The 22,092-nt window shown below is 63.2% G+C and carries 16 protein-coding genes; 10 read left to right on the top strand and 6 right to left on the bottom strand.

Going from position 1 to position 22,092, the window contains the following annotated elements:
- Positions 1 to 47: 47 nt before the first annotated feature.
- From HBO19_RS23570 to dkgB, 4 genes are all read left to right on the top strand, one after another.
- Positions 48 to 1,988 carry a TonB-dependent receptor gene (locus HBO19_RS23570; protein WP_170058419.1) on the top strand — a complete coding sequence of 647 codons (1,941 nt, stop codon included), beginning with the start codon at positions 48 to 50 and terminating at the stop codon, positions 1,986 to 1,988.
- Positions 1,988 to 2,347 (top strand): (2Fe-2S) ferredoxin domain-containing protein, encoded by a 360-nt coding sequence (locus tag HBO19_RS23565; protein WP_169954751.1) that lies wholly within the window; start codon positions 1,988 to 1,990, stop codon positions 2,345 to 2,347. The genes HBO19_RS23570 and HBO19_RS23565 overlap by 1 nt, the downstream gene beginning before the upstream one ends.
- The gene (locus tag HBO19_RS23560) at positions 2,344 to 3,258 is read left to right on the top strand and encodes an ABC transporter substrate-binding protein (RefSeq protein WP_170058418.1); all 915 of its coding nucleotides are present in this window, start codon (positions 2,344 to 2,346) and stop codon (positions 3,256 to 3,258) included. Before HBO19_RS23565 ends, HBO19_RS23560 begins: the two co-directional genes overlap by 4 nt.
- A 122-nt stretch (positions 3,259 to 3,380) precedes the next feature.
- Positions 3,381 to 4,184: a 2,5-didehydrogluconate reductase DkgB gene (gene dkgB, locus HBO19_RS23555; protein WP_170058417.1), complete on the top strand. Its 804-nt coding sequence runs from the start codon at positions 3,381 to 3,383 to the stop codon at positions 4,182 to 4,184.
- A gap of 1 nt (position 4,185) precedes the next feature.
- Here the strand turns inward: dkgB and HBO19_RS23550 are convergent, their stop codons facing one another.
- From HBO19_RS23550 to HBO19_RS23530, 5 genes are all read right to left on the bottom strand, one after another.
- Positions 4,186 to 4,599, bottom strand: coding sequence for a chemotaxis protein CheY (locus HBO19_RS23550; RefSeq protein WP_170043724.1), 414 nt, complete (start codon positions 4,597 to 4,599; stop codon positions 4,186 to 4,188).
- A 133-nt stretch (positions 4,600 to 4,732) separates the two neighbouring features.
- Positions 4,733 to 8,371, bottom strand: coding sequence for a transporter substrate-binding domain-containing protein (locus tag HBO19_RS23545; RefSeq protein ID WP_169954755.1), 3,639 nt, complete (start codon positions 8,369 to 8,371; stop codon positions 4,733 to 4,735).
- Position 8,372: 1 nt separating this feature from the next.
- Positions 8,373 to 8,999, bottom strand: a complete 627-nt coding sequence (locus HBO19_RS23540) for a response regulator transcription factor (protein WP_169954756.1) — start codon at positions 8,997 to 8,999, stop codon at positions 8,373 to 8,375.
- A 325-nt stretch (positions 9,000 to 9,324) separates the two neighbouring features.
- Complete coding sequence (locus HBO19_RS23535; protein WP_170043722.1) at positions 9,325 to 10,041, bottom strand: MgtC/SapB family protein; 717 nt, start codon at positions 10,039 to 10,041, stop codon at positions 9,325 to 9,327.
- 322 nt (positions 10,042 to 10,363) lie between these two features.
- On the bottom strand, positions 10,364 to 11,701 hold the full coding sequence (locus tag HBO19_RS23530; RefSeq protein ID WP_169954758.1) for a SidA/IucD/PvdA family monooxygenase: 1,338 nt from the start codon (positions 11,699 to 11,701) through the stop codon (positions 10,364 to 10,366).
- Between the two features lie 386 nt (positions 11,702 to 12,087).
- Here HBO19_RS23530 and HBO19_RS23525 point away from each other — a divergent pair, with 386 nt between their 5' ends.
- Genes HBO19_RS23525 through HBO19_RS23515 form a run of 3 tightly spaced genes read left to right on the top strand, consistent with a single transcriptional unit; the run spans position 12,088 to position 16,642 of the window.
- Positions 12,088 to 13,260 carry an efflux RND transporter periplasmic adaptor subunit gene (locus HBO19_RS23525; RefSeq protein ID WP_170058416.1) on the top strand — a complete coding sequence of 391 codons (1,173 nt, stop codon included), beginning with the start codon at positions 12,088 to 12,090 and terminating at the stop codon, positions 13,258 to 13,260.
- The gene (locus tag HBO19_RS23520; RefSeq protein ID WP_169954760.1) at positions 13,261 to 15,234 is read left to right on the top strand and encodes a MacB family efflux pump subunit; all 1,974 of its coding nucleotides are present in this window, start codon (positions 13,261 to 13,263) and stop codon (positions 15,232 to 15,234) included.
- A gap of 7 nt (positions 15,235 to 15,241) precedes the next feature.
- On the top strand, positions 15,242 to 16,642 hold the full coding sequence (locus HBO19_RS23515) for an efflux transporter outer membrane subunit (protein WP_169954761.1): 1,401 nt from the start codon (positions 15,242 to 15,244) through the stop codon (positions 16,640 to 16,642).
- 107 nt (positions 16,643 to 16,749) lie between these two features.
- On the opposite strand, the gene HBO19_RS23510 is transcribed toward HBO19_RS23515, so the two are convergent.
- Positions 16,750 to 18,378, bottom strand: a complete 1,629-nt coding sequence (locus HBO19_RS23510) for a PvdJ/PvdD/PvdP-like protein (RefSeq protein ID WP_170058415.1) — start codon at positions 18,376 to 18,378, stop codon at positions 16,750 to 16,752.
- 171 nt (positions 18,379 to 18,549) lie between these two features.
- Between HBO19_RS23510 and pvdM the strand changes: the two genes are divergently transcribed.
- Genes pvdM through HBO19_RS23495 form a run of 3 tightly spaced genes read left to right on the top strand, consistent with a single transcriptional unit; the run spans position 18,550 to position 22,088 of the window.
- Entirely contained in the window at positions 18,550 to 19,911 is a 1,362-nt protein-coding gene (gene pvdM / locus HBO19_RS23505) for a pyoverdine-tailoring dipeptidase-like protein PvdM (RefSeq protein WP_170058414.1), read from the top strand.
- Positions 19,908 to 21,179 (top strand): aminotransferase class V-fold PLP-dependent enzyme, encoded by a 1,272-nt coding sequence (locus tag HBO19_RS23500; RefSeq protein WP_170058413.1) that lies wholly within the window; start codon positions 19,908 to 19,910, stop codon positions 21,177 to 21,179. The genes pvdM and HBO19_RS23500 overlap by 4 nt, the downstream gene beginning before the upstream one ends.
- A gap of 30 nt (positions 21,180 to 21,209) precedes the next feature.
- The gene (locus HBO19_RS23495; protein ID WP_169954765.1) at positions 21,210 to 22,088 is read left to right on the top strand and encodes a formylglycine-generating enzyme family protein; all 879 of its coding nucleotides are present in this window, start codon (positions 21,210 to 21,212) and stop codon (positions 22,086 to 22,088) included.
- Positions 22,089 to 22,092: the final 4 nt, after the last annotated feature.

Raw genomic sequence — 22,092 nt, 5'->3', positions numbered from 1 at the left:
CGATACTTTCTCCTGCGTGCTTCTGCGAAGATACTTTCGAGAAGACTATGATTTTTCAACGTTACGTCACTTCTGGCCCAACCCTGCTGTTGGGTTGCGTGTTCAGCCCCCTGCTACTGGCTGACAACAGCGCCCTGGAACTCAAGCCGCAGACCATTCTGGCACCGTCGGTGGAGTCCACCACCGTGGCCGACATGGCCCAATACGGCAGCAAGGTCGAGATCGTCACCCGCTCCCAGATCGAACGCGCCGGCCCCAGCGCCGATATCACGCGGGCGATGCAGATGTTTATCCCCGGTTTCTACGTCGCGCCGAAAAACGGCCCGTTCGACTACGGCACCTATTCCCTGCTGGGCGGGCGCAACGACGACACGCTGATCCTGCTCGACGGCGTACGCCTGAACAACCGCCTGTACGGGGGCCTGTACCTGGACACCCTGCCGGCCAACGCCGTGGAGCGCATCGAAGTGCTCAAGGGTGGCCAGAGCCTGTTGTTCGGCACCCAGGCCGTGGCGGGCGTGATCAATATCGTCACGCGCAGCCCGCAGACCCGTGAGGTGTCCGGCGAAACCAACCTGGGCGTCGATACCTTTGGCGGCACCACGGGTGATGCCCGGGCCGAGCGGATTTTCACCAATGGCCTGGGCGACCTGGGCCTGCTGGCCTATGTCAGCCATAACGTGTCCGAGGGCTACCAGCCCTTTCGCAACCGCGACATGAGCAACGTCACCGACAAGAAACGCTCCTACGAAGTCACCACCCTCGGCGCCAAGGCCATCCAGTCTTTTAGCGATGACTCGCGCCTGGAACTGTTCTACCAGTACTCCGATGCCAACCTGGACTTTGCCGGCGCCACCAACAACCGCAAGACCACCAACGACCGCGTGCAGCAGATTGCCACGGCGACCTTCGAGCAAAACATCAACGAGCGGCTGAGTTACTTCCTCAAGGGCCATATCAACGACTGGGACACTCGCTACTCAAGGGTCAACAACACCGCCGACGGCGGCACCGTGGTGCGTAACCACAATGACTACTGGGGCTTTACCGACTGGGGCGTGCAGGCCGAAGGCAAGGCTGAGCTTACGGGCGGCCATGTGCTGGTGTTCGGCTCGGATAACCAGTGGTTCAAGGGCCAGGACGACGTGCTGGTGATCGACGACAACAAGGCCCAGGCCCACGCCCTGTACACCCAGCTGCGCCCGCAGATCGACGCCCTGCCCGACTGGCATCCGAGCATCGGCGTGCGCCACGAAACCATGAGCGGCGGCGACAGTGCCACCGTCGGCATGCTCACCTCGCTCTACGACCTCAACCCCAACTGGGCCCTGCGCGGCCAGTACGGCACGGCCTACAAGCTGCCGAATGCCGAGCAATTGTTCGTCAATGAACCCGGCGACGAGTTGGGCAACCGCAACCTCAAGCCGGAAAGAAGCCGTAACGCCGAGCTGGGCCTGGACTACAAGGGCCTGCTGGCCGACCGTGAATTCAGCGCCAGCGTGACCCTGTTCAAGCGCAAGATCACCGACCTGATCACCCTCGACGATAGCCACTGGGTCAACGGCCAGGGGCAGATCCAGGTGCGCGGTTTCGAGGCCGACGCCAAGCTGGCGCTCAACGACCAGTGGAGCTTGCAGGCGGACATGACCCGCAACCTGACCGAATCGCGCGCCGGGGTCACCCTCAATGACGTGCCGAGCTTCTTTGCCCGCTCCCGGGTGGGTTTCGAGTCGCAGAACCGCCTGTGGGGCGCCGGCGCGGCGATCCGCTATATCCACGATGTAATCAGCTCGAAAAGAGTCGAATACGGCCACTATTCGGTGGTGGACGCCGACGCCTATCGCTACCTCGACCCTGCCCATCAACACCGCGTGAGCCTGCTGGTAGAAAACCTGTTCGACCGCGACTACGTCACCAGCCGCTCCAGCAATGTCGACAACCTGGGCCGGCCGTTCACCACGGAGGTGCGTTACACGTATCGCTTCTGATGACTGAAATCACGCAAATCGACGGGGTGGACACCCACCCCGACTGGTCCCGTATACCCGAGCATGCCCACCATGTGCTGCTGTGCACCGGCCCGCGCTGCACCCAGCGTGGCGCCCTGCAACTGTGGAAAACCCTGCGCCGGCGCCTTTTGGAGCACCAGCACATCGAAGTGCCTGGCGGTGTGCTGCTGACGCGCACCCATTGCCAGTTCCCCTGCAACCTGGGGCCAGTGCTCACGGTGTACCCGCAGCGCTGCTGGTATGGGGTGCACAGCAAGGCCGATGCCGTGCGCCTGGTGGATGTGCACCTGGTGGGCGGCGAGGTGGTCGAGGAACTGTTGATCCGGGAGCATCCATGAAACGTTTGGCAGGCGTTGCCATCGCCCTGTTGTGCAGTGCCTCGGCCATTGCGCACGACTACCGCAACTGCCAGCAGGATTGGCAACTGCCCCATGCACCGCCGGCGCGGATTGTCGCCCTCAATCAACACGCCGCCGATATGCTGCTGGCCCTGGACGCCGGCCCGGCACTGGTGGGCGTGGCGTACCTGGATGACAACGGCGCCGCGCATAAGCAGGGCAAGTATTTGGGGGTGTCGGTGATTGCACTGCGCTATCCGGCCAGCGAAGTGTTGTATGGGCAGAGGCCGGACCTGGTGGTGGGCGGTTTTGCCACGGCCTTTGGCAGCGGCATTACTTCACGCACTGGGCTGGCGGGCAATGGCGTGGCTTCGTATCTGCTGGAATCGGCCTGTGCCGGGCACTCCCTGGATTATTTCGGGCATATCCGCACAGACCTGCAAACCCTGGGCAACCTGCTGCATAAGCCGCAGCGCGCCCGCGAGCTGATTGCCGCCCTGGACGCCGACCTGGCCAGCGCCCGGGCACTGGCCAAGCCGGCAACACCCTTGTCGGTGTTTTACCTCGACAGTGAAGTCAACGGCCTGGACAGCGAAGGACAGCAAGGTTTCGTCACTGCCCTGCTGGCCGCCGCCGGCGCGCGCAACCTGTTGGCCGGGATCAATCAATACCGGGTCACGGTCAGCAGTGAGACGTTATTGATGAGCGACCCGGATGTGATCCTGCTGGCCGATGCCATATGGTCCCCGGCCAGCCGTAAACGCCAGTTGCTGACCCGCGACCCGGTGCTGTCGCGCCTGCGGGCAGTGCGGGAAAACCGCATGATCGATATCCCGTTTACCCACCTGGTGCCCACTGTCGGCAGCGGCAAAGTGGTGCTGGACCTGGCGCGCCAGCTCAACACCCTGTAGGAGCGGGCTTGCCGGCGACTCGTGACTTGTGGTCAAGAGTCATTTGAACAATCGTGGGTGTTTCCCCGGGCGCCCGGGGCAGATACTCGAGGCCATTGTTCACGCCACCACAGGAGTCACTCATGTCTATTCCCGCATTCGGCCTTGGCACTTTCCGCCTGCAAGGCCAGGTGGTCATCGATTCCGTCAGCACTGGCCTGGGCCTGGGCTACCGGGTCATCGATACCGCGCAGATCTACGAGAACGAAGCCGAGGTCGGCCAGGCTATTGCTGACAGCGGTATCCCCCGCGATGAGCTGTTCATCACCAGCAAGATCTGGATCGCCAATTTTGCCGAAGGCCAGTTGATCCCCAGCCTCAAGGAAAGCCTGCGCAAGCTCAAGACCGACTACCTGGACCTGACCCTGATCCATTGGCCGTCGCCGGAAAACCAGGTGCCCGTCGCCCAGTTCATGGGGCAGTTGCTCGAAGCCAAGCGCCAGGGCCTGACCCGGCAGATCGGCATTTCCAACTTCACCGTGGCATTGATGGAACAAGCCATCGCCGCCGTCGGCGCCGAGAATATCGCCACCAACCAGATCGAGCTGCACCCGTACCTGCAAAACCGCAAGGTGGTGGATTTCGCCACGCGCCACGGCATCCAGATTACCTCGTACATGACCCTGGCCTACGGCGAGGTGCTCAAAGACCCGGTGATCCAGGCGATTGCCGAGCGTAACCAGGCCACACCGGCACAGGTGGCCCTGGCCTGGGCCATGCAACTGGGGTACGCGGTGATTCCGTCCTCGACCCAACGCGCCAACCTGCAGAGCAACCTCAAGGCCGTGCAACTGACCTTGAGCGAAGCCGATATGGCGCAGATCGCAGGCCTTGAGCGCGGTCAGCGCCTGACCAGCCCCAAGGGCATTGCGCCGCAGTGGGACTGAGCTAAACCGCCGGGCTGCGCGCCAACTCCCGCAGCCACGGCAAGACCCGCAAGCCGCTGGCCGGTGACGGCGGGTCGATGATGCCCATGAAGTGCTCCAGGGTGAGGCTGTCGGGCGACCCCGGCAAACGCATCATCGCCTGGGAGGCCGGCGCCCCGCTGTGCTGGTCGTCATAGACCAGCACATGGCGCACCTGCTGGAACGCCAGTGCGTCACCCGCGCTGGCGGCCAGGCCCGCATTGATAATCAGCACATCGAATGGCTCGGCTGGAATATCGGTCAGGATCAGCACTTCATCGAAGGTCTGCACCGGGACGATCCGGTAGTAACCCAGTTGGTTGAGCATTTTCTCGAGGTGCAAGCGTTGCAGGTGCTGTTCATCAGCGATCAGGATGGTCAGTGCTTTGGTGGGCATGGCAGGTCCCTGAGCAGGCAGCGCTCGTGGTTTGAAGGAGCGGCCTACTTTTTCAGACATATTTCGATAGCAAAATCAGGGTAGTTCCCTCTGCACGTAGGAGTTCTCCTAAACACTCTCGCACTTCCTACTCTTATGCCCGGTTGCAATAGTCCGCCAGGGCCTGATGCAACTGATCAATGGCTGCTTGCACGCCAGCCACCGCCAAGGCCAACGCCTCCCGATCACGTTGTTCACAGGCGGCTTCCAGGGCCTCACAGGCGCTCACCAACGCCTGCGCCTCAACCAGGCGCGCCCCGCCCTTGGTCCGGTGGGCCAGGTCATGCAACTGTGCGTAGTGGTTTTGTTGCAGCAAGGCCGGCAGTTGCATGCGGTCTTCGGCGAGGCTGTCGAGCAGCGGCTCCAACAGTTCCCTGATCGCGTCCATATCGCCACCGGTCAACTTCAGCAAGCGGCCCAGATCGATCGTCTGGATCGCCTCGGCCGCCTGCGGCTCGTTGACCGAAGGCAGGGCCGTACGCGAAGCCAGCGCCGCATGCAGGTCGTCGAGGCCAGTCGGCTTGAACAGGCAACCGTCCATCCCTGCTGCCAGGCAACGCTCGGTTTCCTCGGGCTGGGCATTGGCGGTAAACCCCAGCAACAGGCAAGGCGCCAGGCCACGGGCACGCTCGTCGGCACGAATTTCCCGCGCCAGGTCATAGCCGTTTTTCAGTGGCATATTACAATCGGTGATCACCCCATCGAAGCGCTCGGCCCGCCAGTACTCCAGGCCCTGCACGCCATCTTCGGCCGTAGTGATGCGGTGCCCCAGGAAACTCAGTTGGCGGGTCAGCAATTGGCGATTGGCCGGGTAGTCATCCACCACCAGGATATTCAACCTATGGGCCGGCGGAGCATCCAGAGCGGCCGGCTCGTGATGGGCCGCGGCAGCAGACGCCACGGCCAGGGCCAACGTGACCTCCACGCGAGTGCCCTGCCCCAGCACACTGCTCAACTTCAGTTGGCCACCCATCATTTCACACAGGCTGCGGCTGATCACCAGCCCCAGGCCAGAGCCACTGCGCGCCGACTGGTCGGTATTGCGCCCCTGGACAAACGGGTTGAACAGGCGCATCTGGTCCTCGACGCTGATGCCTACCCCCGTGTCTTCCACCACCAGCCGCAGGCTCAGATAACCATTGGCAACCGCAGGCGAGCCACTGCAGCTCAAGCGCACATGGCCCTGGGCGGTGAACTTGATGGCGTTGCTCAACAGGTTGGAAACCACCTGCTTGAAGCGCAACGGATCGATCAGTACATGCCGGTCAAGCAGCGGGTCCAGTGCCACCTGCAACACCAGGCCCTTGGTCCGCGCCAGCCCTTCGAAGATGCGCGCCACCGAGGCCAGCAACTCACGCAGGTTCGATGGCTCCAGGGCCAGGGACAGATGGCCGGACTCGATGCGCGCAATGTCGAGAATATCGCCGATCAATTCCAGCATGCCCCGCGAAGCGTCGGAGGCCACGGCCAGGGCATCATGGTCGATCCGCCCCTGCTCGGCATTTTTCAACGCCAGCTCGATCATGCCGATCACCGCGTTCATCGGCGTGCGGATTTCATGGCTCATGGTCGCCAGGAACGTGGTCTTGGCCCGGTTGGCAGCGTCGGCACCCTCCTTGGCCTCCTGCAATTGCCCCAGCAAGCGCTGGCGTTCACTGACATCGACCCAGCCGGCAATCATGCCCACGACCTTCTCGTCACCGTCGCGGTACGGCAGCATCCAGTGGTAAATGGTCAGGGTCGCGCCCCCAGGTACCTTGAGGACACGGTCGTGAATCTGCGGCTCGCCGCGCTCCATCAGGCGCAAGTAGTCTTCATGGTAGGACTGGGACTGGGGCTGGTTGCCGGTGTCGGTCTCGACCACGGTCTTGCCGATCACATCTTCAAGGCAAAAGCCGAATACATTCAGGTAGGCGCTGTTGCACGCCATCAACCGGCCCATGCGGTCGCGCACATAGATCGGGTGCGGCGTGCCGTCGATCAGCACGCTCATAAAGCGCATCTGGTCGCTCAGCGCGCGCTCGGCCTGGCCGCGCTTGCGTATCAGGCTGCGCAGGTAAATGGCCCAACCCAGGGTGAGCGCCAACAGCAGCGCGGCCAGCGCAAACCCCTGGATAATCGTGTCGCGGTGGCGCAGCCAGTAACTGTCGTCGATCACCACTTCGCTGCGCCAGTGGTTGGTCAACTCGTCCATTTCCTGGGGAGAGATGCTCAGCAGCGCCTTTTCCAGGATCGAATACAGCTCCAACTGGCCGCGCCCCACGCCAAAGGCGATACGCGCTGGCTGCGCGCCCACGGTACTGGTGATACGCAGGCGATCACGGTATTTATGGGCAATCATGTAACGCGCAATCATCAGCGCATTGACCGACGCATCGACCCCGGCACTGGCCACCAGGGCCATGGCCTCGGCGGGGCCGTCGACGTCTACCAGGATGATTTGGGGGTATTCCCGGCTGATGATTTCCCGCTGTACGCTGCTGCGAATCACCGCCAGGCGCTTACCTGTCATATCTTCCATGGTGATCGGGCTGCGCTCATCGTCGCGGGTGACCAGCACGAACGGGTTGCTCAGGTAAGGCCGGGTAAAGCGGATCTTGTCCTCCCGGGACATGCTTGGGGTAATCAGCGCGATCATGTCCGCGTCGCCCTCGCTGACCTGCTCGACTTGGCGCGGCAGCGAACCGCCGCGTATCACGTCGAACTTCAAGCCGGTGCGCAAGCTGACCTGCGCCAGTACCTCGGCACTCAAGCCCTGGAACTGCCCACGGTCGTTGAAAAATGACAGCGGCAGGAATTTGTCGAGCGCCGTGACCCTGACCCGTGGGTGCTTGTCCAGCCAGCGTTGCTCACTGGCGCTCAGGCGCAGGCGTTCGCGGCCGACCACCCCCAGGTTACCGGCGCTCCAGCGGCGCAGGATCTCCATCTGCTCATTGGCGGGGATCACCTCCAGCACCGCATTGACAATACGCAGCAGCCGCTCATTGTCGCCGGCGAGCGCGAACGCAAAGGGGTTGACCTCCAGGCTGGAAAAGTCCGCCATGCGCACGTTATTGAGATGATTTTTATTGATCAGATAGTTGGTGCTGATTGCATCGCCCAGGTAGACGTCCGCCTGGCCAAAGGCCACTGCGCCAATCGCCTCGAAGGCCGACGGATAGATATGCAATGAAGCATTGGGGTAGAAGGCCGCGACTGCACCGGGCTGCATGTAGTGATAAAGCATGGACAGGCGCTTGCCGTCCAGGTCGGCCGTCAGCGACTGGCTATCGCCCACCCGCGTCACCAGGATCGGCTGGTCATTGGCGTAGGAGCGCGACAGCTTCAACTGGCCGTCCGCCGCCTCGTAGCCGTTGGCCGTGCCTACAAAATCCACCTCTGCGTGCTTGAGGGCGGCGATGGCTTCGTCGCGGTGCTCATAGCGCTGCACCTGGACCTTGACGTTGAGGGCCAGGGCGATCAACGCCGCATAATCGGCGGTAATCCCCTCCAGTTCGTCGTTGTTATTCGTCAGATCAAAGGGCGCGTAGTCGGGAGCGGAAACCCCCATCACCAACGTGCGGCGCTGGCGCAACCAGCGCCAGTCCGCCTCATTGAGGTTCACCTGTGGCGCTTCCAGGCTCGAATGCCCCAACAGATGCAAAGCCTGTGGCTCGCCCAGAGCCACGTTGACGGTAAGTGACAGGCCCGCCAGCCAGAGTACGGCGAGCCACTTGCCCAGAGAGGTCGACATTTCAGATCAGATGATTGCGCTGGGCGAACTTGGATAAATGCACCACCGAAGACATGCGCAGTTTCTCCTTCAACCGGGTTTTATAGGTGCTGATGGTCTTGTGACTCAACAGCATGTCCTTGGCGATTTCATTGTTCCCCAGGCCCAGGGCGAGCTTTTGCAGCACCATCAGTTCGCGGTCGGAAAGTGCCTCTACCAGTTGCTGTTCAGTGGTTTGCAAGTCGTCTTTGCGCACCGAACTGGTGGGCAGGCTGGGGAAGCAGCTGTAGTTGGACATGACGGCCTTGATGGCTTTTTGCAGCTCATCGAGTTCACCGGTTTTCGCGACAAAGCCCATCGCCCCGGCGCGCATGCAACGAGTGGAAAAGAACACTGCCAGATAGGAGGTCAGCACCAGGATTTTACAGGGCAGGCCCAATGCCTTGATCCGGCTGATGACCTCCAGCCCGCCCAACTTGGGCATGGCCAGGTCGAGGATGACCAGGTCCGGTCGCTCCTCCCTGGCAATCTGTAAGGCGTCGGCACCGTTGGCAGCTTCGAAAATCTTCTCGAAGCCCTCCTGGCGCAACAGGTATTTGACGGTAGAACGAATGAACGGATGATCATCCACGATTAGCGCTTTGCTCATGCGGCTCCCTGGGAAGACACCACGATTGTTTAGTTGCTTCATTGGCGACCACTCATTTCAGGGGCGCCAACACCCTTACACATCACACGAAACCCCTGTACCTGTGAGAAATACCAGTTCCGACCAGCGGCACTGTCTACACAGAACGTTTCAACGGAATTTGGTTAGGTGCAACGGCGCAACATTAACAACGGAATGATGTTTCGCCCGAAGGGAAAATCCGGCGCACTTGTAGGATTAATCCTTCCAAAAGCGTAGTCAAATTCAATAAAAAAAGCCGCCCCCTATGACAGGAGGCGGCTTTTTGGGGGATGCAGGGTTTGCTTCAGTCGGTGGTGCTGGGGCTCCAGAAGGCCTGCACCACAAGGGTCGACTGCGAGATCCGCGCCACCAGGGCGTCCAGTTCGTCACCGTCGACCGAGTTGGCCGCCAGCGTCGCCTCGATTTCCACCTCCTCAGTGCCAAATGGCCGTACGTCGACATCACTGGCCGGGTAGTTGCAGCGCGCCAGTTCCGATTCGAGCAAGGCCATCACCGCCTGCTGCTGGGCGCGCCGGGCGATCACGTAGAGGATATTGGTGACCTCCGCCGACACCACATCCAAAGGCTGGCGGTTGATGTTATTGACGATCGGCCGCAGCAAGGTGTTGGCCGCCAGCACAAAACAGGTACCCAGGAACGCCTCGAGGATCAGGTCGGCGCCGGCGCAGGCGCCCACGGCGGCGGAAGTCCACAGCGTGGCCGCCGTATTGAGCCCGCGTACATTGCCCTCCTCGCGCATGATCACCCCGGCGCCGAGAAAGCCAATCCCGGACACCACATACGCCACCACCCGCACCGCCCCTTCGGCCCCGGCCAGGCGGTTGGCCATGTCGACAAAGATCGCCGCCCCCACCGCCACCAGCACGTTGGTGCGCAGCCCCGCCGTGCGCTGGCGGAACTGGCGCTCAAAGCCGATCAGCCCACCCAGGATGAAAGCCGCGCTGAGGCTGACCACGGTGTCGATCAGGGAATCCAGATTGATATTGTTGAGGGCTTGCATGATGAATCTCCCTTTGATTGCCCGCAGAATCAGCGTCGAAAAAAGGGGGATCAGGCAGGAACCGGACGGTTCGCTACCCAAAGACCGCTTCTCGCTTTATCGGCGAGGCAACGGCACGGGGATGCGCGTCAGCTGGCCAAGCCTGGTCGACAACTGTCACTCGAAAGTCTGTTCACGAAGGTCTGCGCTATGGTTGAAAACCGGCGCAGCTTACGCCCGCAGTCTGCGGGAGGAAAGTGACAGTGCGGCGAATCGCCGGGTTCTTCAGCCAGGGTTCAGCCAGGCATCGCTCCCGCGGGCGCGGGAACGATCTGCAACGCTGTCAGCTCGCGGTGGCCAGCAGCACATCACGCACCGAGCGCGCCTGGCCCAGGCTGCGGTCATGCTCGTGCAGCGAGGCAGCAATCTCATCGGCGCGAATCGGCAGGATCGACAGCAACGTATCGCTCAAGCCATGGCTGGCCTGGCTGAAACCCTGCATGTAGATGCCCGCCTTGCAGCGCTCGTCGGTGACCACGCGGTAATCGCGGCTGACTTCAAAGTCACCCATATAGGCCTCCAGCGGCGCCAGCAACTGGCGATGCATCTGCCGTTCATAACCTGTGGCCAGGACCACCGCATCGTAGTGGTTGATCACGGTCTCACCGGTGGCGTTGTGACGTACCAGCAACTCGATGCCCAAGGGCCCGGCGCTGGCTTTTTCCACGGTGGTCAGGGTGCGGAATGCGTGGCGGGCGATGCCGGAGACTTTCTGCCGGTAGAAAATCCCGTAGATGCGCTCGATCAGGTCCAGGTCCACCACCGAATAGTTGGTGTTGTGGTACTCGTTGACCAGGCGTTCGCGCTCGCTGCTGGGCTGCTGGAACACCAGGTCGGTGAACTCCGGGGAGAACACTTCGTTGACGAACGGGCTGTCATCGGCAGGCTTGAGGGCCGAGCCGCGCAGGATGATGTCCACCTGCACCGAGGGGAAGCTGTCGTTCAGGTCGATAAACGCTTCGGCCGCGCTCTGCCCACCGCCGATGATTGCAATGCGCATCGGCTTGCCCTCGACACACGGCTGCTGGGCCATGCGCGCCAGGTACTGGGAATGGTGGAACACCCGTCCGTCATCCTTGAGCGCCTTGAACGCCTCGGGAATCCGTGGCGTGCCACCGGCGCTGACCACCACCGAACGTGCAGTGCGCACCAGTTGCTCGCCATGGGCATCGCGGGAGATCACCCGCAGCGCCTCGACCTGCTGCTGATGCAGGATCGGCTCAATGGCCAGCACTTCCTCGCCATAGCGGCTTTGCTCGGTAAATTGCCCGGCGACCCAGCGCAGGTAGTCGTTGTACTCCATGCGGCACGGGTAGAAGGTGCCCAGGTTGATAAAGTCCACCAGGCGCCCGTGGGCCTTGAGGTAATTGACGAAAGAGTACGGGCTGGTGGGGTTGCGCAGGGTCACCAGGTCCTTGAGGAAGGAAATCTGCAGCTCGCTCTGGCTCACCAGGGTATTGCCGTGCCAGCGGTAGTCGGCCTGCTTGTCGAGAAACAGCACATCGAGCTTGCCCTGGGCTTTCTCGCGCTCTTGCAGGGCGATGGCCAGCGCCAGGTTCGAGGGACCGAAACCAATACCGATCAGGTCGTGAACCGCGGGCGATGCAATTGCCTGTGTCATTCCAGTGTCCTCTGGATAAGCCCCGTGGCGATGGGGCGGAAAGCCTGGGCGACCTGCTGAACAACAGGCCATGTGTTGATAGGAAACGAGGACCATGAAAAAAAATTTAAGCCTCGCACCGGATTCACCCTGGCAGGCGCGGAGCCGCCGGCGCGGGCAATGCGGTGATGGCAGTTTGAGGCCGTCTAATTTATAGTAATTCTCATGTAGATTTGAAAAGTCCTACACACAACGTCCAATACTGGCGTTTCGCCCAGCTGTAACGGCGTGTGTAAGCACTTAAATTTCAGGGCAAATACCTCGTTTACCTGACAGCTTGCCGCGCCTGTCTCTGCCCTTGTGGGCGATTGAGCTGCGGTCCGAACTTTCCTGGCTGGAACCCGTGCATGAACCGTCCCCGACACACCCGGCGCGCTCTGCTGGCAGCACTTTGCCTGATCCCCGTGGCCGCGTTCGCCGCCTGGCAACTGATCCCGCCCGGCCGGGATAAATTTGCCACCCTGCAAGTACACCGGGGCGATATCGAAAGCAGCGTGACCGCCCTCGGCACCCTGCAACCGCGGCGTTACGTGGATGTCGGCGCCCAGGCCTCCGGGCAGATCCGCAAGATTCACGTCGAAGCCGGCGCCCAGGTCAAGGAAGGCGACATGCTGGTAGAGATCGACCCCGCCACCCAACAAGCCAAGCTCGACGCCACCCGCTACTCCATCGCCAATTTGCAGGCCCAACTGCAGGAACAGCACGCGCAACACCGCCTGGCGCAGCAGAAGTACCAGCGCCAGCAACGCCTGGCCGCCGGTGGCGCCACCCGCGATGAAGACGTGCAAACCGCCCAGGCTGAACTGGATGCTACCCAGGCGCGCATCGACATGTTCAAGGCGCAGATCAGCCAGGCCCAGGCCACGCTGCGGGTTGATCAGGCTGAACTGGGCTACACGCGCATCTATGCGCCGATCTCCGGCACCGTGGTGGCCGTGGATGCCCGCGAAGGCCAGACCCTCAACAGCCAGCAGCAGACGCCGCTGATCCTGCGCATTGCCAACCTGTCGCCGATGACCGTGTGGGCGGAAGTCTCGGAAGCCGATATCGGCCATGTCAAACCGGGCATGCAGGCCTATTTCACCACCCTGAGCGGTGGCAACCGGCGCTGGACCAGCACCGTGCGCCAGATCCTGCCGGTGCCGCCCAAGCCCCTCAACGAAACCAGCCAGGGTGGCGGCAGCCCCAGCAGTTCGAGCAAGAGCGGCAGCGGCCGGGTGGTGCTGTACACCGTGCTGCTGGATGTGGACAACGCCGACAACGCACTGATGGCGGAAATGACCGCCCAGGTGTTTTTCGTCGCCAGCCGCGTCACCGATGCGCTGACCGCGCCCGTCGCTGCCCTGCAGGGCAGCACCCGCCCCGACATGCAACTGGCCCGCGTGGTGGCCAAGGACGGCAGCATCGAAGACCGTGAGGTGCGGGTGGGTATCAGCGATCGCCTGCGCATCCAGATCCTCGACGGCCTGAACGAAGGCGATCATCTGCTGATCGGCCCCGCCGACAGCAGCGGAGGCTGAATGTTGACGCCGCTGATCGAACTTCGGGACATCCGCAAATCCTACGGGGGCGGTGATGCGCCCCAGGTCGATGTGCTGCGCGGGATCGACCTGTCGATCCATGCCGGGGAATTCGTGGCGATTGTCGGGGCCTCCGGCTCAGGCAAGTCGACCCTGATGAATATCCTCGGCTGCCTCGACCGCCCCACCGTCGGCCAGTACCTGTTCGCCGGGGAAAACGTCGCCCAACTGGACACCGACGAACTGGCCTGGCTGCGCCGCGAGGCCTTTGGCTTTGTGTTCCAGGGCTACCACCTGATCCCGTCCGGCTCGGCCCAGGAAAACGTCGAGATGCCGGCGATCTATGCCGGCACACCGGCCGCCGAACGCCACGCCCGCGCCGCCGCCCTACTGACCCGCCTGGGGCTGGCCGGGCGCACCGGCAACCGCCCGCACCAGTTGTCCGGCGGCCAGCAGCAACGGGTGTCGATTGCCCGGGCCTTGATGAACGGCGGGCATATCATCCTCGCCGACGAACCTACCGGCGCCCTCGACAGCCATAGCGGCGCCGAGGTCATGACCCTGCTCGACGAACTGGCGAGCCAGGGCCACGTGGTGATCCTGATCACCCACGACCGCGAAGTGGCGGCGCGGGCCAAGCGCATCATCGAGATCCGCGACGGCCTGATCATCAGCGACACCCCCAACACCCACAACCAGCCCGCCACTGAAGCCAACCCCAAGGCCCTGCAAGCGGTGGACCTGCGCCAACGCCTGGCCGACGGCGCCGAGCACAACGGCGCCTGGAAGGCTGAACTGGTGGACGCGGTGCAGGCGGCCTGGCGGGTCATGTGGATCAACCGCTTCCGCACGGCCCTAACCCTGCTGGGGATCATTATCGGCGTGGCCTCGGTAGTGGTGATGCTGGCCGTGGGCGAAGGCAGCAAACGCCAGGTCATGGCGCAGATGGGCGCCTTTGGCTCCAACATCCTGTATGTCAGCGGCTCGGCGCCCAACCCACGTACGCCGCCCGGCATTATCACCATGAACGACGTCGCCGCCATGGCCGCCCTGCCCCAGGTCAAGCGCATCATGCCGGTCAATGGCGCGGAGGCCGGGGTGCGTTTCGGCAATGTCGACCACATGGCCTATGTCGGCGGCAACGACACCAACTTCCCGACGATCTTCAACTGGCCAGTGGTCGAGGGCAGCTACTTCACCGAGGCTGACGAACGCGCCGCCGCTACCGTCGCGGTGATCGGCAAACGGGTGCGCGACAAGCTGTTCAAGGACCTGCCCAGCCCTATCGGCCAATACATCCTGATCGAAAACGTGCCGTTCCAGGTGATCGGCGTGCTTGCCGAAAAAGGCGCCAGCTCCGGCGACAAGGACAGCGACGACCGTATCGCCATCCCCTACTCTGCCGCGAGTATTCGCCTGTTCGGCACCTATAACCCTGAATACGTGGTGATTGCCGCCGCCGACGCGCGCAAGGTGCATGAGGCCGAAAAAGCCATCGACCAGTTGCTGCTGCGCCTGCACAACGGCAAGCGGGATTTTGAACTGACCAACAACGCCGCGATGATCCAGGCCGAGGCCCGGACCCAAAACACTCTGTCGCTGATGCTCGGCTCGATTGCCGCCATCTCGCTGCTGGTGGGCGGCATCGGCGTGATGAACATCATGCTGATGACCGTGCGCGAACGCACCCGGGAAATCGGCATCCGCATGGCCACTGGCGCCCGGCAGCGCGACATCCTGCGCCAGTTCCTCACCGAAGCGGTGATGCTCACGGTGGTCGGCGGGGTGGCCGGGATCGGCCTGGCCCTGCTGGTCGGTGGCGCGCTGATCCTCAGCAGCGTGGCCGTCGCCTTCTCGCTGCCCGCAGCCCTGGGCGCCTTCGCCTGCGCGCTGGTCACCGGCGTCATCTTCGGCTTTATGCCGGCCCGCAAAGCAGCCCGGCTCGACCCGGTCACGGCCCTTACCAGTGAATGATCGCCCTATGAAAGCGCACTTGACCCTCGTTGCCGCCAGCCTGCTGCTGGCCGCGTGCAGCAGCCCGGCGCAGCGCCCGGCCAGCGGCCTGCAGCCGCCGCCGGCCTGGGACACGGCAAGCCAGGCCAACGCTCTGCACGTCAACCAGCAATGGTGGAAGGCCTTTGCCAGCCCGCAGCTCGACCAACTGATCGAACAGGCCCGCACCGGCAGCTACGACCTGGCCAGCGCCATGGCCCGGGTGCGCCAGGCCCAGGCCGGCGCCGTGGTGGCCGGCGCGCCGCTGCTGCCCGAACTCAAGGGCGGGCTCAACGCCAACCGCCGGAAACTGCTGCGCGGCAACGGCTACAGCGAACTGGATGCCGACAACAACAATGACGCGGTGGATTATTTCAATGCCAGCCTGACTGCCACCTACGAAATCGACTTCTGGGGCGGCAAGCGCGCCGCTCGCGACAGTGCTGAACTGGCGGTGCGCGCCAGCGAATTCGAGCGCGCCACGGTGGAATTGACCCTGCTCAGCGGCGTGGCCACCACCTACACCCAGCTCCTGGCCCTGCACGAACAACAACGCATCGCCGAGCTCAACCTGGCCAATGCGCAGAACGTGCTCAAGCTGGTACAGACCCGGCATGACGCGGGCTCTGCCACCCAACTGGAACTGGCCCAGCAAAAGAGCCTGGTCGCCGCGCAGCAACGCCAACTGCCCGAGGTACGCCAGCGGACCGAAGCCGCACGGATCAGCCTGGCCGCCCTGCTCGGCCAACCGGTGCAGACGCTGCAACTGACGCCCCAGGCCTTTGAGCAACTGCGCTGGCCAAGCATCGCCGCCGGCGTACCCAGCGACCTGCTCAGCCGCCGCCCGGACATTGCCAGCGCCGAAGCGCAACTGGCGGCCGCCCAGGCCGACATCATCGTCGCCCGCGCCGCCATGCTGCCCAGCGTGACCCTCAGCGCCAACCTGGGCTCGGGCGCCAACCGTGCTGGCGATATGCTGCGCAACCCGTTCTACAACCTCACGGGCGGGCTGATCGCACCGATTTTCAACAACGGCCGCCTCAGCGCCGAACGCGACAAGGCCACGGCACGCCAGGATGAGCTGCTGCAAACCTATCGCGGCGCGATCATCAATGGCTTTGCCGATGTAGAAAAGGCCCTGAGCAGCATTCGCCGACTGGACGAACAGCGCCAGTGGCAGCATGAAGAACTGGACCAGGCACAGACAGCCTTCCGTATCGCCCAGAGCCGCTATGAGGCTGGCGCGGAGGACTTGCTTACCGTACTGGAAACCCAGCGCACGCTGTATGCCGCCCAGGATTTGAACGTGCAACTGCGCCAGGCACGGCTGGGGGCGAGTATTGCGCTGTACAAGGCACTGGGAGGGGGGTGGCAGGCGTCTGGTCTTTAACGATGAGGATCTAATGTGGGAACTGGCTTGCCGGCGATGTTGCCTGCCCCATCGCCATTGCCATCGCCGGCAAGCCAGCGCCTACCGTTTGACGTTGATCGGACAGGTCAAACCGTCCGCTCCCTGACCTTCAAATGCCGCGCATACCACGGCCGCTTCGGCACCTTGCGGAACAAGTCCTGCAACTTGTCATCATCAGCGCCGAAGGTGATGCGCAACGCCAGCTTCATGGTTTCCGGATCCATCTCCACGGTGCGCCCCATCTGCAATCCCGGGGTGGCGCTGCAACCATGGGTATCCGGCCCCAGCCATGGATCACCCACCTCGACCCAGCGCCCTGGCGCAAACCATGGCACACCGTTGACCTCCAGGCGGCTCAGCTCACCCGGATTAAAGCGCTGATGGGCGCGGAACCAGTCCTCCAGCCGGTCATCGATCCAACCGTGGAAATGCCAGAACACCGGGTTCACATGGGAGGAAAACGGGTCGCCCAAAAAGTCATTTTCAGGCTCATACCAACGCGCCGAAAAATCCGCAGGATCGCGCGCAAAGGGCACCGGTGCGCCGTTGGAAGGGTCGCGCGGCACCGACGCCCAGCGCATGTGCAGCCAATCGTGCAGCCCCAGCTCAACCTCCGAGCCGAACTGGCCCAGGGTCAACCTGGCCAGGTAACGCGGGTCGCGGTACTGCGACTCCCACACCTGGAAGTTGCTGTGATAGGTCTCGCAAGCCTTGATATCACTGACCCACTGGCTGTACTGCTCATCGCCACTGGCCATCCAGGTCGGCGGCAGTGCGAAGCCATCGTGATTGTCAAAGTAGCGCGCGAAGCCCTGGCGATCACGCTCAAGCTCGGGCTGCGGCGGCGGGAAGCGCGGCCAGGACGGCAAGTCTTGTAGGGAGCGCGCCGTACCGAGCATATGCCGATGCATAAAGAAAAAATCGATACCCGAGCCGTTGCGGTCCTTGCGCGGGCCACGGGCATCGCGCTCTTGGTCCCGTGGCCCGGGCTGCCAACCGATGCCACGCAGCGCGTTGCGCTTGTCCTCGGGGAGCTTGTGCCACTGGTCCCGCGTGGCGTGCCAGAGCTGGTGGAACAGGCGGTGTTCGGGGGCAATCAACCATGCCAGCAGCGCTGGGTTGAGGCCGATGCGTTCGCGGGCTTCGGGGAACAGCTGTTTGGTGGCGACAAATCGGTTATCCAGCTCCAGCAGCGCCAGGGGCCGGTCGAGATTGAGAATCTGCCCGCTGAGGGTGCCGCTGCCGGCATTGCCGAAGCTGCCCCAGACTTCATCCAGGCGCATCGTCAATTCATAGGCCGGCATGCCGTCCGGCGCGTCGCGGTCGATCAGGCGCCAGTACAACAGCGCCGCGTCGCCCGGCGCCAGGTCACCCAGCACCTGATAGCGCGGCTCGCCCTGCCCACGCAGTTGGCCAGCGGTGTCCAGGTAGCCACGCACGCCACGGCCGCGCGGCGCAATATCAAGAAACAGTTCCAGACCGTCGAGGGGCAAGCCTTGCAGCCCGGCGTCACGCCCTTCCAGGCGCAGGCTCCAGATCCCGCGCAGGCTGTTCGCCAACTGCTGGCCGGCGGTGTCCGCCAGGTCCACTGTGGCTTCCTCGGGAGTGATGGGAAATTCCTCACGCGTCAACTCGCGATGGGCATAAAAGGCAGCAGGTACGGCGGCGCCGGTCAGCGCCAGGCCTGCGATAAACCCTCGTCGAGAAATCGTCATGTTCCTACCTGTGTCAGCCCTGGAGCAGGCTTTATCCAAGCTAGAACGTTTAGCCGGGCGGCAAATTTACTGTAGGGGCCGCGCTTAAATTTCCCGGCCCTGCGCTCGTTCTCCCCAGATAGCAAAGGCCCCTTGCGCCCGCACCTCAAAGGCGAACCGACTGAGATGGCAATGACAAAACCACGTTCGAAAAAGGCTCTATACATCGGCCTGCCCTTGGCCCTGGCCATTGCTGCCGGCGCAGGCCTGGCCTGGGATCACTGGCTTGGCGGCAATGCCGGCTACCCGCTGGAAGTGATCAAGCAGGCCAATGAACTGCAGGACCGCCTGATATCGTTCGACAGCCATATCACCGTGCCCCTGGACTTCGGCACCGCCGGCCATGAAGCAGACAAGGACGGCAGCGGCCAGTTCGACCTGGTCAAGGCCAGTCGCGGGCGGCTGTCGGGGGCGGCGCTGACGATTTTCGGCTGGCCCGAGCTGTGGAATGGCCCCAATGCACCACACAAACCTACCGCAGGTTTTGTCGACGAAGCCCGGCACCAGCAAGAGGTGCGCTACAAGATCATCGCCGGCATGGTCCGCGACTTCCCCAACCAGGTGGGCATCGCCTACACCCCGGCCGATTTGCGCCGCCTGCATGGCGAGGGCAAGTTTGCGATTTTTATCAGCATGCTCAACGCCTACCCCCTGGGCAATGACCTGAACCTGCTGGACATGTGGACGGCGCGCGGCATGCGCATGTTCGGCTTCAGCTACATCGGCAACAACAGCTGGGCCGACTCCTCGCGCCCACTGCCGTTTTTCAATGATTCGCCGGATGCCCTCGGCGGCCTCTCGGCCATCGGCAAGCAAGCAGTGCAGCGCCTGAACGACCTGGGCGTGATCATCGACGTCTCGCAAATGTCGACCACCGCCCTCGAACAAGTCGCCCAGCTTAGTCGCACCCCCATGGTCGCCTCCCACTCCGCGCCTAGGGCCTCGGTGGATATCCCGCGCAACCTCAGCGACAAAGAACTGCAACTGATCAAGAACAGTGGCGGCGTGGTGCAAGTGGTGGCCTTCGGCGGGTATCTGCGCCCGTTGAGCCAGCCGATCCAGGACAAGCTCAACACCCTGCGCGCGCGTTTCGACCTGCCACCCCTGCCCAACCTGGCGATGGCCCTGATGCCCGGCGACCCGATCATCGCTGCCTGGCCGGAGCAGAAGTTCGGCGAGTACGCCAGCGAGCTCTACGCCATTCTCGAAGAAGAACCCAAGGCCAGCCTCAAGGACCTGGGAGACGCCATTGACTACACCGTGCGCAAGATCGGTATCGACCACGTCGGCATCGCCTCGGACTTCAACGAAGGCGGCGGCGTCAAGGGCTGGAACGATGTCAGTGAAGTGCGCAACGTGACCGCCGAACTGATCACCCGCGGCTACTCCGAAGCCGATATCGCCAAGCTGTGGGGCGGCAATTTCCTGCGGGTGTGGGAGCAGGTGCAAAAGTCCGCCAAGCCTGGTGTGCTGCCAAGCGAGCAAACGCCATGACCGACCGTCGCACCTTTCTCAAACAGGCCGGCATCCTCGCCGCCAGCCTGCCGCTGGGGACCAGCCTGCACGTGCAGGCGGCTAGCGCCAAGGCCCCCGTCGATAAATGGGCCGGCCTGCGCCAACTGTTCGACCAGGATCCGAACTACATCCATTTCTCCAACTTCCTGATCACCTCGCACCCAAGGCCCGTGCGCGAAGCCATCGAGCGCCACCGCGCCGCCCTTGACCGCAACCCCGGCCTGACCATGGACTGGGACCTGCAGGAACCCTGGAAACGCGAAGGCCAGGTGCGTGAATGGGCCGGCCGCTACCTGCAAGCCAAACCCGGCCAGATCGCCCTCACCGGCAGCACCACCGAGGGCCTGGCGATGATCTACGGCGGCATCCACGTGCGCCCCGACCAGGAAATCCTCACCACCGAGCACGAGCACTTTTCCACCGACAGCATCCTCGCGTTGCGCACCCAGCGTGACGGCACCCAGGTGCGCAAGATCAAGCTGTTCGCCAACGCCCACCACGTGTCGGTCGATGAAGTGCTGACGGCCATCGAGCGCAACATTCGCCCCAATACCCGAGTACTGGGCATGACCTGGGTGCAGTCGGGCAGCGGCGTGAAGCTGCCTATCGCTGAAATCGGGCAACTGGTCAAGCGCCACAACCAGGGGCGCGAAGAAAAGGATCGGATTCTCTACGTGGTCGATGGCGTGCATGGCTTTGGCGTCGAAGACCTGGCCTTCCCGGACATGCACTGCGACTTCTTTATCGCCGGCACCCATAAATGGATGTTCGGCCCACGGGGCACTGGCCTGGTGTGCGCCGCATCGGAGCAAGTGACCACCCTCACCCCGAGCATGCCGACGTTTTCCGAAGACACCGATTTCGCCACCACCTTCTCCCCCGGCGGCTATCACGCCTTTGAGCATCGCTGGGCGCTGGACGAGGCCTTCAAGCTGCACCTGCAATTGGGCAAGGCCGAGGTTCAGCAACGCATCCACAGCCTCAACTCCTACCTCAAGGAGCGCTTGCAGGCGCGACCGAACATCGAGCTGGTCACCCCGGCCAACCCGCAGCTGTCGGCCGGTTTCAGCTTCTTCCGGGTCAAGGGCCAGGACAGCGACAAGGTGGCCGCCTACCTGATGCGCAACCGCGTGGTCAGCGACGCGGTGAACCGCGACGTCGGCCCGGTGGTGCGTACCGCGCCGGGCCTGCTCAATACCGAAGATGAGGTCGACCGCTTCCTGGCCCTGCTCGACAAAGCCCTCTGATCCCCTTTTTTCTTGCCCACGAGACGACTCATGAACGATGAACCGCTCACCCCAACGCTGCTCAAGTCCCTGGCGCTGACGGCATTGATCGCCTGCCTGGCACCGTCCGCCCAGGCCGCCACGCCGCCCAAGCCCGGCACCGTGTTCAAGGACTGCAAGAACTGCCCGGAAATGGTGGTGCTGCCCACCGGCACCTTCAAAATGGGCACCCCGGATGATGAAGTCGGCCGCCAGCCCGATGAAGGCCCGATCCATGACGTGACCTTCGCCAAACCCGTGGCCATCAGCCGCTTCCAGGTGTTGGCCGGCGAATGGGACAGCTACCTGCAAGAAACCGGCTACAAAATGCCCGACGGCGACGACCGCCCTGGCCGCAAATGCACGGCTGGCAAGCCCACCTACAAGATAAGCGCCAAACATCCGGCCGTGTGCATGGACTTTGCCGAAGCCCGCGCCTATGTCGCTTGGCTGTCGAAGAAAACCGGCAAGCAGTACCGCATGGTCAGCGAATCCCTGCGCGAGTACGCCGCCCGTGGCGGCACCTCCGGGCCCTTCCCGTTCCCGTTCGACGAGGGCAAGGAATACAGCATCGCCAAGCACGCCAACACCTACGGGCCGGCCGATGGCTACAGCTACACCGCGCCGGCCGGCAGCTATGCGCCCAATGCGTTCGGCGTGTATGACATGCATGGCAACGTCTACGAATGGGTCGAAGACTGTGAAAACGACAGCTACGTGGGAGCGCCCAGCGATGGCAGTGCCTGGCTGACCGGGCAATGCGAGGTGCGGCAGATTCGCGGCAACGACTGGGGCGAGGCGCCGGTGTTTTCCCGCTCCGGCAACCGCAACAACCTCTACCCCAACGTGCGCGGCGACTGGCTGGGCTTTCGCGTGGCACGGGAGCTCTGAGCCT

Source organism: Pseudomonas sp. WS 5021 (assembly GCF_012985535.1).
In the GTDB taxonomy this organism is placed as follows: Bacteria; Pseudomonadota; Gammaproteobacteria; order Pseudomonadales; family Pseudomonadaceae; genus Aquipseudomonas.
The sequence above is the reverse complement of the archived record's forward strand: the minus strand, read 5'-3'. Positions and strand labels throughout refer to the sequence as shown.

What these genes read in the sequence shown, in the direction of transcription:
- HBO19_RS23570 (WP_170058419.1), top strand. Translation starts at nt 48, where the DNA reads ATGATTTTTCAACGTTACGTCACTTCTGGCCCAACCCTGCTGTTGGGT.
- HBO19_RS23565 (WP_169954751.1), top strand. Translation starts at nt 1,988, where the DNA reads ATGACTGAAATCACGCAAATCGACGGGGTGGACACCCACCCCGACTGG.
- HBO19_RS23560 (WP_170058418.1), top strand. Translation starts at nt 2,344, where the DNA reads ATGAAACGTTTGGCAGGCGTTGCCATCGCCCTGTTGTGCAGTGCCTCG.
- dkgB (WP_170058417.1), top strand. Translation starts at nt 3,381, where the DNA reads ATGTCTATTCCCGCATTCGGCCTTGGCACTTTCCGCCTGCAAGGCCAG.
- HBO19_RS23550 (WP_170043724.1), bottom strand. Translation starts at nt 4,599, where the DNA reads ATGCCCACCAAAGCACTGACCATCCTGATCGCTGATGAACAGCACCTG.
- HBO19_RS23545 (WP_169954755.1), bottom strand. Translation starts at nt 8,371, where the DNA reads ATGTCGACCTCTCTGGGCAAGTGGCTCGCCGTACTCTGGCTGGCGGGC.
- HBO19_RS23540 (WP_169954756.1), bottom strand. Translation starts at nt 8,999, where the DNA reads ATGAGCAAAGCGCTAATCGTGGATGATCATCCGTTCATTCGTTCTACC.
- HBO19_RS23535 (WP_170043722.1), bottom strand. Translation starts at nt 10,041, where the DNA reads ATGCAAGCCCTCAACAATATCAATCTGGATTCCCTGATCGACACCGTG.
- HBO19_RS23530 (WP_169954758.1), bottom strand. Translation starts at nt 11,701, where the DNA reads ATGACACAGGCAATTGCATCGCCCGCGGTTCACGACCTGATCGGTATT.
- HBO19_RS23525 (WP_170058416.1), top strand. Translation starts at nt 12,088, where the DNA reads ATGAACCGTCCCCGACACACCCGGCGCGCTCTGCTGGCAGCACTTTGC.
- HBO19_RS23520 (WP_169954760.1), top strand. Translation starts at nt 13,261, where the DNA reads ATGTTGACGCCGCTGATCGAACTTCGGGACATCCGCAAATCCTACGGG.
- HBO19_RS23515 (WP_169954761.1), top strand. Translation starts at nt 15,242, where the DNA reads ATGAAAGCGCACTTGACCCTCGTTGCCGCCAGCCTGCTGCTGGCCGCG.
- HBO19_RS23510 (WP_170058415.1), bottom strand. Translation starts at nt 18,378, where the DNA reads ATGACGATTTCTCGACGAGGGTTTATCGCAGGCCTGGCGCTGACCGGC.
- pvdM (WP_170058414.1), top strand. Translation starts at nt 18,550, where the DNA reads ATGACAAAACCACGTTCGAAAAAGGCTCTATACATCGGCCTGCCCTTG.
- HBO19_RS23500 (WP_170058413.1), top strand. Translation starts at nt 19,908, where the DNA reads ATGACCGACCGTCGCACCTTTCTCAAACAGGCCGGCATCCTCGCCGCC.
- HBO19_RS23495 (WP_169954765.1), top strand. Translation starts at nt 21,210, where the DNA reads ATGAACGATGAACCGCTCACCCCAACGCTGCTCAAGTCCCTGGCGCTG.